At 51.1% G+C, this 12,748-nt stretch carries 11 protein-coding genes; 10 read left to right on the top strand and 1 reads right to left on the bottom strand.

Annotated features, from left to right (window positions below; translation table 11 throughout):
* The 10 genes from P0X86_RS27690 (at window position 1) to P0X86_RS27645 (ending at window position 7,446) form a co-directional block, all read left to right on the top strand.
* Window positions 1-1,575 carry a phage tail protein gene (locus tag P0X86_RS27690; protein WP_277747008.1) on the top strand — a complete coding sequence of 525 codons (1,575 nt, stop codon included), beginning with the start codon at window positions 1-3 and terminating at the stop codon, window positions 1,573-1,575.
* Between the two features lie 181 nt (window positions 1,576-1,756).
* Entirely contained in the window at window positions 1,757-1,969 is a 213-nt protein-coding gene (locus P0X86_RS27685) for a hypothetical protein (RefSeq protein WP_277747007.1), read from the top strand.
* Between the two features lie 2 nt (window positions 1,970-1,971).
* Entirely contained in the window at window positions 1,972-2,109 is a 138-nt protein-coding gene (locus P0X86_RS27680; protein ID WP_277747006.1) for an XkdX family protein, read from the top strand.
* Window positions 2,110-2,180: 71 nt separating this feature from the next.
* Entirely contained in the window at window positions 2,181-3,209 is a 1,029-nt protein-coding gene (locus P0X86_RS27675; RefSeq protein WP_277747005.1) for a hypothetical protein, read from the top strand.
* 12 nt (window positions 3,210-3,221) lie between these two features.
* On the top strand, window positions 3,222-3,428 hold the full coding sequence (locus P0X86_RS27670) for a hypothetical protein (RefSeq protein ID WP_277747004.1): 207 nt from the start codon (window positions 3,222-3,224) through the stop codon (window positions 3,426-3,428).
* A gap of 1,085 nt (window positions 3,429-4,513) precedes the next feature.
* Window positions 4,514-4,987 (top strand): IS200/IS605 family transposase, encoded by a 474-nt coding sequence (gene tnpA, locus P0X86_RS27665; protein ID WP_277747003.1) that lies wholly within the window; start codon window positions 4,514-4,516, stop codon window positions 4,985-4,987.
* Between the two features lie 334 nt (window positions 4,988-5,321).
* Complete coding sequence (locus P0X86_RS27660) at window positions 5,322-5,459, top strand: XkdX family protein (RefSeq protein ID WP_096776579.1); 138 nt, start codon at window positions 5,322-5,324, stop codon at window positions 5,457-5,459.
* A gap of 290 nt (window positions 5,460-5,749) precedes the next feature.
* Entirely contained in the window at window positions 5,750-6,202 is a 453-nt protein-coding gene (locus tag P0X86_RS27655) for a phage holin family protein (RefSeq protein WP_277747002.1), read from the top strand.
* Window positions 6,189-6,974 carry a glycoside hydrolase family 73 protein gene (locus P0X86_RS27650; protein ID WP_277747001.1) on the top strand — a complete coding sequence of 262 codons (786 nt, stop codon included), beginning with the start codon at window positions 6,189-6,191 and terminating at the stop codon, window positions 6,972-6,974. Before P0X86_RS27655 ends, P0X86_RS27650 begins: the two co-directional genes overlap by 14 nt.
* Window positions 6,975-7,179: 205 nt before the next feature.
* Window positions 7,180-7,446 carry a hypothetical protein gene (locus P0X86_RS27645; protein ID WP_251498508.1) on the top strand — a complete coding sequence of 89 codons (267 nt, stop codon included), beginning with the start codon at window positions 7,180-7,182 and terminating at the stop codon, window positions 7,444-7,446.
* A 290-nt stretch (window positions 7,447-7,736) separates the two neighbouring features.
* On the opposite strand, the gene P0X86_RS27640 is transcribed toward P0X86_RS27645, so the two are convergent.
* A complete protein-coding gene (locus P0X86_RS27640) occupies window positions 7,737-12,701 on the bottom strand; it encodes a CBM96 family carbohydrate-binding protein (protein ID WP_277747000.1) in 4,965 nt (1,654 codons plus the stop codon).
* Window positions 12,702-12,748: the final 47 nt, after the last annotated feature.

The raw sequence follows: 12,748 nt of genomic DNA, 5'->3' as shown, positions 1-12,748 counted from the left end.
TTGTCCAGTAACACACCGAATTTAGGACTGTTAAAGAAAGACCCTATGGTGGATGGCAATGAAACCTTTAACATCGAGACGATGCTGAATGAGAACTGGGATAAGATTGATGAGGCTGTGGGGAATGTTCAGGTGGAGATTCCTGATTCGAGTACAACTCAGAAAGGGATTGTGCAGCTGTCGAATGCTACGGACGGAACTCGGGAGAATGTGGCTGCGACGGAGAAGGCCGTAAAGGATGCTGCTCTTCAGGCGAAGTCATACACCGACCAACAGATTAGCCTGGTCACGGAAACAGGCATCCCGAAACTGGTCAGCTACCCGCTATTGGTGACGGCCACAGCCGACAATCAGAGGGTATTCGAGATCCCGCTTGATCTTTTCGACGCCAACACCGACACCTTGCTAGTAGCAATTAACCGGGCTGCTCTGGATCCAACACAATACACCGTGACCAACACAGCCCGGAACGAAGCCGGGGAAGTCACGCAGAGGGCGAAGATTACGCTTCTTTCCGGCGTGACCTCAACGTCTGAGCTGGCCATGGTCGTCCTGAAAAACGTCCCTCTCGGTGAAGACGGAGCGATCAATGGTGCAGTGCTGGCGGTTGATAGCATCCCCATCAATCGGGTAAATGGGTTGCAAGATCAATTAAGAGAGGCTTTTCAAGCTGGCAATGAGCGGAAAGCGGAAGTGGTTGCCGCGCTTGTTGCCATCGGTGTACCGGCAACCACTGGTGAGACATGGGCGCAGCTCATACCCAAAATAGCGCCAGTTATCCGGGCGACGGGAAATGCAACCGCGGCTGACATCCTTGCGGGGAAAACTGCATCTAATGTAAATGGGCCAATAACGGGTACAATGCCGCACCTTACCGGAAATAGGGCGGCGACAGGAACCTCACAATGGCCAGATGGATCACTAGCCGTATACCCTGAAAAGGGTTATCAAAAAGGTGGACCTGGTGATGGAGAAATTAAAGTCACAACAGCACAATTACAGACAGCCGAACCGAATCTATCTCCCGGGAACATCCTGAGAGGAAAGAAGATTTACGGGGTTGATGGAACGCTTTCGCCTGGAGGCCGCGCCATTGTAAACAATAACCCTCCAGAAAAGAACATTCCTTCGCAGAACACTTGGTTGATTACGGACCTGTTTGTAATCCCGTCTAGCGGTAGCTATGTGGACGTCTTCACAACAAAAGGTAACACAGTCAACAAAATAGAAGTGTATACCACAACAGACAACTATAGCACAACAAAAACCGCCGCCTTGGTCCTTATTGATGAAGCCGGAGTAATGCACACGCTAGTAACAGTCTCATCAGGCGGGGCTGATGTCAGTAGAAATCTTACAGGTTTTCAAATCGACAGAAAAGGGCGAACGGGAATCATGTATAGCAGGCCTTGGGGCTCAGGCGTTGATCCTGACGTTACGCCAATACCTCAGATTCCTGCAAACTTTAATCTTCTAGGACAGTTGCGATTCTGTGCGGCTCATATGTACTCAGGAAGTGATATTAGACCTATAGGGAGGTCATATGCCAGAGACTTAGTGGTCGTAACAACTTAAAACAAAGGAGGATATGGATATGTACGTAATATACCAAAGGATATCTGATAAGACAGGGCAGGTTTAGGAAGTCATTTTTATACCCACTCCGACAGATAAAAACCGGGAGGGCATAGAAATTGACGCGCCAATGATTTATCCCGAGATCATCCCAAATTTGATACCGAGATTGATGGTGGACTTGGAGGAAAATGAACTGCATTACGATTATTACGCCCCAGAAACATTTGAAACCAAGGTATCTGATTTACGACAGGTGAATACTGAACTGAACCTGACCATCGGGAATCTTATCTTGGAGAGTGCCAACGACAAAGCCACAATTTCATCTCTGGAGGAAACAGTCGGTACGCTGCTCTTTGAAGTGGCCGCCCTAAAAGGAGGTGCAGCATAGATGTGGTATCCGATTGTCAAGCGTTATTACGACAACCAGCATCCTTATACAATGAGGACAGTTTAAAGACCTTTGTTGTAGTAAAGATGATCACTCCAGAAGAATACAAGCAAATCACAAACGTTGATTATGCAGCTTAACGCGCTGAGAGGCGTATTTTTTATGCCCCTGGCTAGTCTAGGGGCTACACCATAACAAGGAGATGAAATATATGGCAAAAGGTATCACATCACAGGAGTTGGATGCTACGACAGCATCGGGCCTTGTCCCACATCTTGGCACAACGACTAATAGCGGCAATTCATACAGCGTTACATCCAACACGCCTATCAGCTCGAATCAAAAGTTTACAATAAAGTTCAACGTCGCAAGTTCTACAGCACCGACACTCAAAATCAATGACGATACAGCACTACCAATTAAAAATGCAAATGGCAATAACGCAAAGTTATTTGCTAGTGTCTATACACTGTTCCGGGATGGATCGGCTTTTATCTTACAGGGTGAAGGGGGGGAGTATGGAACAGCAACAGCTGCAGATGTACTGGTTGGTAAAACCATAGGGACTGACAACGGACTTGTCCTGGGGGCTATGCCAAACCGGAGCGCGGAAAATCAACATATGCCAGGGCTTGATAAAACAGCTTGGACTGGAGACCGATATTTTATAAAACCCCCACCGGGGTTCTACGATGGTGCATCATGGGTGACAGCACCCGAACCTCAACTAGTTGCTGAAAATATCAAGCGAGGTGCTAGGGTTGGCAATATTGACGGGGTCATGGCTCCAAGCGTTGCAGGTACTGCTCAACTTAACCACTACATTATTGCTCATTTCAGTACTTTACGAAACCAGATAGGTCAAACCATTGAAAACAACGTTATCACCATTCCAGCAGGAGTGCGGTATATCTTAGCTGTAAACGCCCCATCCTTCGGCTCCAGAATGGATAACAACTACGCCTCAGACTATATGGAAGCCTGGTATGTACTGAAAGATAATCAAGGTAATGTATTTACCAAGTGGTTCAGTTATAGACGCGGCGCCCCCCATAACTACCCCGAAGAAAAGCATAGTAATTATTTGCTGGATATTGAAACCGACATCAAACCCACGATTCCCTCATTCAACAACCAAGGTCCTATGACTATTGTCGAGAGACGTATCTACCAAACAGTAAGCCCTCAAGGAAATGACTTCTACCTTACTCGGTGGAATACGGTCCTACTTTACAGTTAAGGAGTGATAGCGATGTATGTCATGTATAACCCAATAACAGATCAAGTGGGTGAGGTCAAAGCCATCATCCATAACCCGACTCTTGAACAAATCGAAGCCCACGGGATCAACCTAACCGGAGACATCCCACAACCGTTAGAAATCCAAGGCTTCTATCCAGCACTCCGGATCGATCTCGTTCAGGAAAAACTATATTTCGATTACATTACCCACGAGTAAATTGAAACCCAAATATCAGCGCTACAAAAAGCAGTAGATGAGCTGATTTTAGGAGGGATCATGTAATGGTTGAATATATGGCAACCCGCATCATAGGTAATATGTTCACGTATGCCTATGTGATTTCCCCGCGTCCGGATTTAAAGGACGGGATTGACCAATACCTGTCAGGAGTCGGGAGGTGAGAGCTCATTGAATAACCAAGCATTCATTGGCAAAATCGGTCCACAGGCAGCCAAGGCGATGCAAAAGAACCGGTATTGAATATGTCTCGTAGAGCGCCGAAAGGCGTATTTTTTATGCCCCTGGGTGGTCCGGGGGGCTTCTTTTTTATAGATAGGGGGGGGAAGGGTAGACTGGAGAGTGTACACAGCAATCATTTCTGTAACTGCTGCCATAGCGGTATTGTGCTTGGTTGGGTCGGCAAGAAAATGGCTTTTAAAGCTGAGGTTGTATAGGAGGTCACAGCGGATCGCATTGCTATATCCGAGGTATCCGGAAGACGAATTTATAGACTTTCATGCGCATCCACCCACGTATCAATCAATCTCATTAAAGGATAAACACTCGTCGATTAAGCGAACTAACCAGCATTCGTTTGGATAGCTAAGGACTAGGAAGAAAATATGCTAAAACTTTGGTAGCCTGAGAATCTGGAGAATACAAGGATTGCTTTGGAATTGAACTGTGTAGGGGACCGGATAACATACGGGAAAATAAGAATGCTGAACATGTTGTGACCATTTTGGAATTACGGGGTGATGGTGTTATTTATATTTCTGGAGATGCAGGGACCGCATAGTTTCAGTTGGACGGGATTTCATTCCAAGCCGAACAATAAAGGAGGCACCACATGAAAGCCGTACCTAAAGTAAATACAAACGGCCTCTATTTAGAGGACACGCTTGTGGACGATACCTTTTCTGGTGTCGTCCCTTTTTATTGATGGCTTTAGCCAGTTGAGTGCGTGAAACGCGCGAAACAAAAAACCACCCGCTATGCGGGTGGAGGGATTGAGGGTTTGACCACTAAGACCATTCCGATAAACTTGAGATGTTCAGGCTCAAAGAAAGGAATGGTCTTAGATGGCAACCAAGAGCTACAGCCTAGCTCACACAAAGTGGATGTGCAAATACCACATTGTATTCACCCCGAAGTATAGACGGAAAGAGATTTATAATCAAGTGAGAAGAGATCTGATTGAAATTTTCAAGCGCTTATGCAAGTACAAAGGTGTAGAGATCATAGAAGGTCATATGATGCCGGATCCTGTACACATGGTGGTAGCGATCCCACCGAAAATTGCAGTCTCATCGTTCATGGGATATCTAAAAGGAAAAAGTTCCCTAATGATCTTTGAGAAGCATGCCCAGCTCAAATATAAATACGGGAATCGAAAATTCTGGGCAGAAGGATATTATGTGAGTACGGTAGGATTAAATGAAGCAACGGTAAGAAAGTACATTCGTGAACAAGAAGCACATGACCAAGCGGTAGATAAGCTGAGTGTAAAAGAGTACGAAGATCCGTTCAGTAGCAACAGGAGCAAGAAGAAATAAACCAGTTTAACTGGTAAGTGAAAGTGACAAAAACACTGAGCCTGAACGGATTTGTGGTCAGGCTAGCGTCTTTAGGCGCAGTTTGGCAACAAGGGGTTATACCCCAAGAGCAAACCACCCGTTGGACGGGTGGTCATGATTCCAACATGCAACAAGGAATATTAGATGTGCTAACGACAGCAGAAAACGTAACTCAACCAGAAGGCGAAGCATCCAATGAACCAGAATCTACCATCTCCGGCTACATCATCGGCATCCCGGTGACTCCCGGCTTGTTCCGTCCACGCTTTGATCTCGCAGCCTGGAATGAATACATCGAAAGGAGCGGGAGACGATGTTCGAGAACGATTTTGAACGATTGAAGTATTACTATGAAAAAAAGTGGGCACAGAAGTCTCAATTGAGACAGTATGTTTCGTTTGGCGTAATCACCTCGGATGAATATGAAGTCATCACTGGCGAGGCATATTAAACGCTGCTTTGAAAGGCCTAACATGAAGGGCTTCAACGGAGAAGGCGGAATCATGCTGGAGAAGCGGAGCGGTCGCCTTTGTCCACGGATTTTAACCCTATCCATAAAGTTACAAGAAAATCTGGGGGCAACAGCGATCGGAAGCATGATCCGCATGCGAAGTGATGTACTGCTTAAAAGGTGTATCTGTGTATTTCTGTTAAAACAACTATGAATAACTTCAATCCAAGCCCTCGGCTCCCCCGAGGGCTTTTCCACACCTTCAAAACCATATAAAAGGAGGAAGAATTATGTATGAGCACATCGGTCAGTTTTTTAAGATGCTGGTGGCGGGGACGGGGGCCGTGACCGGGTACGTCTGGGGCGGATGGTCGCTGCCGCTGCATCTGTTGTTGTGGTTCGTGGTGATCGATTGGTTGACCGGGTGGGGCGCGGCCTGGATGAACGGCGAGCTGCGCAGCCGTATTGGTTATACTGGAATTGCACGCAAAATGACCATTTTTCTCATCATCGCCCTGATGCATCTGGTGGACCGGTTGCTGGGGGAGATGAATTATTTTCAGAATACGGTGATCTTCTTCTATCTCGCGAATGAGCTGCTGTCTATTATTGAGAACGTAGGAAGAATGGGGGTACCGATCCCCCAGTCCCTGCGTAATGTGGTACAGGTATTCCAGATCAAATCCGAAGAAGGGAATAAGCCAACCGCACGAAAGGAGGAGAAAAAGGATGAAGCCCTCTGAATTTATAGCCAAGCTGGCACCCATAGCTGCTCAGGACATGCGTCAGTACGGGGTACCCGCTTCGCTTACGCTTGCCCAGGCAATCCTGGAATCCAACTGGGGAACGAGCGGCCTGACGCACAAGGCGAACAATCTGTTCGGCATCAAAGGAACCGGCCCAGCGGGCAGCGTGACCATGCAGACAACGGAATACCGGGGACAGACGCCCTATACGACCCAAGCTTCATTTCGAAAATACAACCATTGGCATGAATCGGTTGCCGATCATACCCGGCTGATCCTGAACGGTACGCGTGACAAGCCGCAGCGCTACCATGGCGTGTTATGGGCGAATTATAAAACGGCGGCAACGGAGATTTGGAGAGGTGGCTATGCCACAGACCCCAATTATCCCAAAAAGCTCATTTCCATCATAGAGCAGCATTCGCTCCATCAATATGATGTGCCTAGTCCGGAGGAGGAGGAACGCATGAAAATCGAACAATTAACGGCAGAACTGCAAAAAACGCAGGACCAAGTTCGGCAGCTTAACGAGCAGTATGCTTCGGCAATGAAACTGCTAACCGAGCAGGACCATGCCATCAAGCAGATGAATGCCAGGCTTAAGGCGGCGGAGACGGAGAAGCCTGCGAAGGTTCCGTCTTGGGCGGACCCGGCGGTACAAGCTGCAAAACAGGCAGGAGTACTTCATGACCCTGAGGGCAGCTTCGATTTTTACCGGATCATGACCGTGCTTTATCGTCTGGGGATTATCCATAAAGAGAGTAAGTGAAAGCTGAGTTTTCTGTAAGAGACGGTTCATCTAATTAACATGGCAGGGGTTTATTCTTTTGAATGACTTTGGATACAGCTTCCCTTGAACTTGAAGTATATGGAAAAAAATAAGAAACCGCTTGGTCGCCAATAGGCGGCCTTTTTATTTGGCACGGGTTTTACAGGGAAAATCCCTGATCATATAAACCAGAAGGAGAACCATCATGATGGCAAAGTATCTGTTAACGCATGTAGAAGGGGAGAAGGCTTATCCGGGTGTGGAGGAATTCGATGGGGATATTCATGCTTACATGGAATCAAAGGCATTGTATATCCGTACCATTCCCTTGACTAGCGGTGTGAACGGAAAGTATGTCTACGCCGACGGTCAGAAGGACCGCTTCGGTGATTCCGTCACGCTGGGACTGCTGACTTTTGTGCAGAATACGATCCCCGCCCGGCATATTCGCTGGATTATTGCCCCGTTGTAGAAGGAGCTGGCGCATTGGCGGTAGGCGCGATATAAATTACCGCTTATATGTAATCATTTATCGGTCTATATGTTTAACCAAGCATGAATAGCCTGAAAAAAGAAAAGTCGCCTAGCGGCGACTAAAATAAAGCAGCGATGCAGTTTTCGATGATTTTTCTACTCCGGGTTGCCATAATGTAATATTTATCAGTCAATATGTTTAACCAACTGGGAAACCAACTAATTTCTCGACGTAAAAGGCAGATTAACGTGCCTCCCCATTACGTTTTTCGCGTATTATACCTTACCTCACTTCACCCTCACCGTCCCCACCGCATATGCTTGATTCCCCGCATGATCCGTAACGGTATAGGTCACCGTGTAGATTCGGCTTTGACCGCGTGCCGATTTCTCCGCTCGCAGCCGGAAATGAGTGTCATGGGTACCGAATTCGGCATCCTGAACATCCGGTCCTCGATCACCTCCCTTGCCTTTGCTTTCGCTGTTACTCGCGTCCTTAACTTTCTCAATGGAAATCCCCTGGATATCCCGGCTATCCCCCTTGCCGCCTGCACTCTCCATGGTGATTGAGGTTAGCACGATGGACGCGACGCCCGAGCCTTCATCGCTGGATTCGAGGCTGGCGCGAATATCGACCATTTTGCGATTCGGCGCCTTCAATACGGAAGGCGAGAGCGTAACCGTAAGAACCGGGGCGATTTTATCGATGTTCGACACGGTTGCCGTTAGGGTGCCTTCGTTGCCGTCCTCATCCGCATATTCGAAGGTAAACGAACCGTTCTCCGTAAACCTGTAAGTTGGAGATCCGCCGTTATTCGTAACGGTAATCGGACTCTCCGACACCAAGGCTGCTACAACGTCCCCATTCGTTGGGGCCGTCGTGCTGTACTCCAGGCCCACGGTGAGATCGGTATACGTGACGTCAGGTGCCGCCGTGAAGTTCTCCCCGATATTGTCCAGCGTATTGCCGCTTAGCTTGATATTCTTGCCTGCCTGGAGCTGAATTCCGTTGCTGTTGCCGGTGATGACGTTGTCCAGAATCTGCACGTTCTCCGGGTCTCCGGCTCCGATGCCGCCCGCGTTGGTGTCCCCGTTGTCGTGCTCGAGCAGGATGCCCCAATAATGCTCGGCGGTGTTCTGACGGATCGTGTTGCCTTTGATGATCGTGCCCGGCCCGTTCAAAATATTGATGCCTGCCGCGTTAGGAATATCGACGGTATTCTCGATGCAGTTGTTCTCGATGATGGTATCCGGCGAGCCCATCGATACGACGATGCCTTCCCGGGCATTGCGGATCGTGTTGTCGTGGATATAGTTTTGCGGGCCGGATTTGCTGTGATTGGTCGGAGCGGTCCCCCCGGTATTCCCGATGCCGATGCCGCCGCCGTACGGCATGTCGGTGATCAGGTTATCGTGGATCTCGTTAAAATACTCCAGCTCCCCGTGCAGATCAATCGCATCCAGCCGGACCTGGTGGAATTCGCTGTGCCGGATCACATTGTTATGGGCCACATATTGAATGAGTGCGCCGTGTCGCAGGTAAGGCCCCTCGAAGGAGGAGTCCTCGACCAGATTCCACCTGGTATCGTTGGCAAACCCGTTGCGGTCGACCTTCGGCACGCCCTGAATGGATACGCCGTACCCGGCACCGCCCGGACCGAGATCCGTGGCATTTCGGAACGTCGTGTTGCGGACGACGATGTCATGGCTGTTCTCGATGCGGACGCCCATGCGGCTGAATTTCTCGATCGTTACGCCGTCGATCGTGATGTTGTACGATGGCGCCTCGCCATAATTGGCGGCAATGATCATCATGTCGGGGCCGCCGGCATCCGGGTTGTTGATTCTGTGATCCGTCGTGTACTGGCCATCCCAGGCAGATGTCAGCGTCAGGTTGGAGATGGTAAGGTCATGCTGTTTGGCGGATCTCAGCATCGTGCTGTTGCGGACCTTGTTCAGCGAGGTCTTCAGAATCGCGCCGTTCTGGCTTTCCCCGCGTAAATTGACCTCGGATTTCAGCATCAGATTGGTCAGTCCATCGGGCGTGCTGTTTAAGTTGTAAACCCCATTCGGGAAAAACACCTCGTCGCCCGGGAGCGCTTCATCCATCGCTCGTTGGATCGCCGGTCGATCGTCCGTTGCATTGTCTGCAGGATCAGCCCCGTAATCGACCACGTTCAGCGTCCTTCCGGTAGCGGCAAAAGCCTGATGCACCGGATGGTCGCTGCCGTCCGCATTCTTCATGCCTGGGGCGGTAAAAGGAACGGTACCCTCCGGCGGCTGCGGCACAAAATCCGGAATGATCGCCACGGGCGTATCCCCGTTAGCGAAAGGCGGATAGATATGAACTTCCGTTAGGCTCGTATAGGCACTGCCGTCCGAATTTCCGCGCCCGGTCAGCCTCACGTAGCGGGCGTTCGTATCTGGAACGTCAAAAGCCTGCATTGCGGTGGTGGTTCCGCTGCTCGAACCGTTGAAGAGGGAAGACCAGGTCACGCCGTCATCGGAGGCTTCGATATCGATCTCCGTAGCGCGAGCGTCCCCTTTATAGAAGGCGATACCCAGATAACCGATGTCCCGGGCCTCGCCGAGATCGTACATGATCCACGGACCGTCGCCGGCGGCAGACCAGCGGGTGTATAGATTCTGGTCCAGGGTATTATCCTCGATGTTGCCGTCGCTGCCGCTTGCCGTGACCGAGGCCACAGGCCAAGGGGCTAAGGGAGCGCTAAGCGTCGTAACCTGGAGCGTCAGCGGAACCGGACTGACGTTTCCGGCCGCATCCACGGCCTCGACCTTATAGCTGTACTCCGTGTGCGGTGATAGTCCCTCCGCTTCATGGCGGGTGATGTCGGAGCCCAGCTCCATGACTTTGACGCCGTTTTGATAAACGTTGTACTTCGCGACGATCTTGTTGTCTTCCGCCGTCGGCCATGACAAAAGCACATAATCTTCGCCAATGCTGCCGATGGACAGGCGGCTTCCGTCCGGCCAGGACGGCGGCGTCGTATCCTGACTGGAATCCACCCATTCGCTCACGACCATGGCAGGTCTCGGATTGCTGGAGCCATTGGCTTCCTTGGTATAGATATTGACGCTGACACCGGTATGGGCCGCATCCGCCAGGAGAAACGATACGCTGCCATCTGTGAGGTGACTGCGGACATAGTCCGTCACATCGACGCTGTATACCTCCGGCCGGCCGCCATTCTCGGCCTGTACGGTAAACGATCCGATATAAGCATTTGGATCGAGAACGTTCACGGGTGCATTGTTCCAAGTCAGTTGGCTTTCGCTCCAGGCTGTATCCTCGATCCCGTAGAGGGAGAGCTCAAGATCCGTGTTGCTGGTGCCTTTTTTCGCGGCGACCTGGAATTCGTACCGGTAATCGGGATCGCTCAGGGTGGAAGCATCGAATTTGAAATAGACATACCTTTTGTTGGTTGTACCGGATGAAACGCTAAACAAACCGACGCTTGTGCCTGTAGCGGAATTGATATTGGCGTCCGGTTTGGAGCTGTCGATCAACGCATCGTCCGAGGGCTCCAAACGGCCAACCTCAACGGGGATGCCCGTTGAAGGATCAGTCGGGTCGGTGGGATCGGTCGGATCGGTCGGATCAGGAGGCGTGTAGCCGTCTTTGTAGAGAATCGGCGTCGTGACCTCCCGATTCTTCACGTGCTGCTCCATGAAGGCCCAAGCTTCCGCTTCCGCGGTTGTTTTGGCTTCTCCGGTAAAGCCGTGGCCTTGGCCGGGAACGATTTCGAAATCGACCACAGGAACGCCGGCGGCCGTCAATTGATTGGCGAAGGTGACGCTGTCGGTATAAGGGATGGTGGCGTCCGCGTCTCCATGCCGAATCCAGAACGGCGGATCATCGGGAGTGGCGTACGTTCCGGGCATGGCAAGCCGTGCTTCAATCGGGACGGACAGGGCGTTATGCCCGCCGAGCAGCTTCGTGACCGAACTGTACCGGTCGGCAAAATCGGTCGTGAAATCGGCAGGTCCGTACCAGTCCACCACGGCCTGCACCTTGGTGGAGTATTCCGGCCAGCCGCCGGCGCCTTCGATATCGGGAAGATGCACCGAATCGCCGGTATCCAGCGTAACCGTATCCTCCAAGGTCAGGTCTCCCGTCGTTCCGAGCAGGGAAGCGAGATGCCCTCCCGCCGAAGTGCCCCAGACGCCGATTCGGCTCGGATCGATGTGGTATTGCTCGGCGTGGGCGCGCAAATAACGGATGGCCAGCTTTACGTCTTGAATTTGGGCCGGGTAAGGCGCTTCGGGAGTTAGACGGTAGCTTAAGGAAACGCCGATGTACCCGCGTTTAAGGACATAGTTGCAGATGCTGCCCAGGGCGTTTTTGCGGTCGCCCTTGTTCCAGCCCCCGCCGTGAATGTAGATCATGACCGGCATGGGCTCGGCCGGGGGAGTGCTCGGAACGGCGATGGACGTATAGAGGTCCCGGTCGCCGGCTTTGCCGATCAAAACGTCCTCATAGAGGGTTACGCCTTCCGGAGCAGGGTATGGGCCGGTTTCGGCCGGCGGGGGTTCAGGCACGGGATCGATCGCAGGCGGAACGCCCGGGATGGCCTGACCGGACAGCGAGACGCTGTCGATATACATATTGGCGTTCATCGGATCACCTACCCGGAACTGGATTCGCACGTTCGGATTGCTGTTCGCTTCCGGCGGCAGCGTCCAGGTTTTTAACGTGTTGGATTCGCTGCGCGGCGCTTCAGGAGTTCCCGGGGCCAGCTTGAAATCCTCCAGCAGGCTCCAGGTCGCGCCTTCGTCGCCGGACCACTCTGCCACGATGCTTCCGCTGACATAAGAAGAAGCTCTCGTATAATAACTCAGCTTGATGTTGCCGTAACCCGTCGTATTGACGGGCAGATAGACGGAATCGGTCACGTCGATTTTCATGAGGTTCGGCGTGGACGGCGCGCTGCCGGATACGGAGGTCTTGGCTTTGCTTCCGCCTTCCCCGGTTTGAACCCAGGGCAGGGGAACGACGACTCCTCCGGTGGTGCCATATCGCTCGGAATCGAAGTTATCGGAGAAGAATAGAACATCCGGACCTTCTGGTTCCGGTAGGGGATCGGAAGCTGAGGCAACAGATTCTGCCGCAAGATCGAATTCTGCAACAGATTGTGCAGATATAACAGGAAGCTGCCCTGGGGATGCCATGACGCTCATGGTTATGAGCAGGCAGAGGACTAGGCATGAGAACCGGTAAAGTTTCTTCTTCAACGTTTCATCCCTCGCTTTTCGATTGGTAGTTGAAGCGTGTTTAAGAA

The sequence above is a fragment of the Paenibacillus sp. BR1-192 genome (assembly GCF_029542445.1).
Taxonomy (GTDB): Bacteria; Bacillota; Bacilli; order Paenibacillales; family Paenibacillaceae; genus Paenibacillus_AQ; species Paenibacillus_AQ lautus_A.
This window is presented reverse-complemented; position numbering and strand designations above follow the sequence as displayed.

Excerpts from the sequence above, each read along its gene's own strand:
- P0X86_RS27675 (WP_277747005.1), top strand. The coding sequence starts at position 2,181 with ATGGCAAAAGGTATCACATCACAGGAGTTGGATGCTACGACAGCATCG.
- P0X86_RS27670 (WP_277747004.1), top strand. The coding sequence starts at position 3,222 with ATGTATGTCATGTATAACCCAATAACAGATCAAGTGGGTGAGGTCAAA.
- tnpA (WP_277747003.1), top strand. The coding sequence starts at position 4,514 with ATGGCAACCAAGAGCTACAGCCTAGCTCACACAAAGTGGATGTGCAAA.
- P0X86_RS27660 (WP_096776579.1), top strand. The coding sequence starts at position 5,322 with ATGTTCGAGAACGATTTTGAACGATTGAAGTATTACTATGAAAAAAAG.
- P0X86_RS27655 (WP_277747002.1), top strand. The coding sequence starts at position 5,750 with ATGTATGAGCACATCGGTCAGTTTTTTAAGATGCTGGTGGCGGGGACG.
- P0X86_RS27650 (WP_277747001.1), top strand. The coding sequence starts at position 6,189 with ATGAAGCCCTCTGAATTTATAGCCAAGCTGGCACCCATAGCTGCTCAG.
- P0X86_RS27645 (WP_251498508.1), top strand. The coding sequence starts at position 7,180 with ATGATGGCAAAGTATCTGTTAACGCATGTAGAAGGGGAGAAGGCTTAT.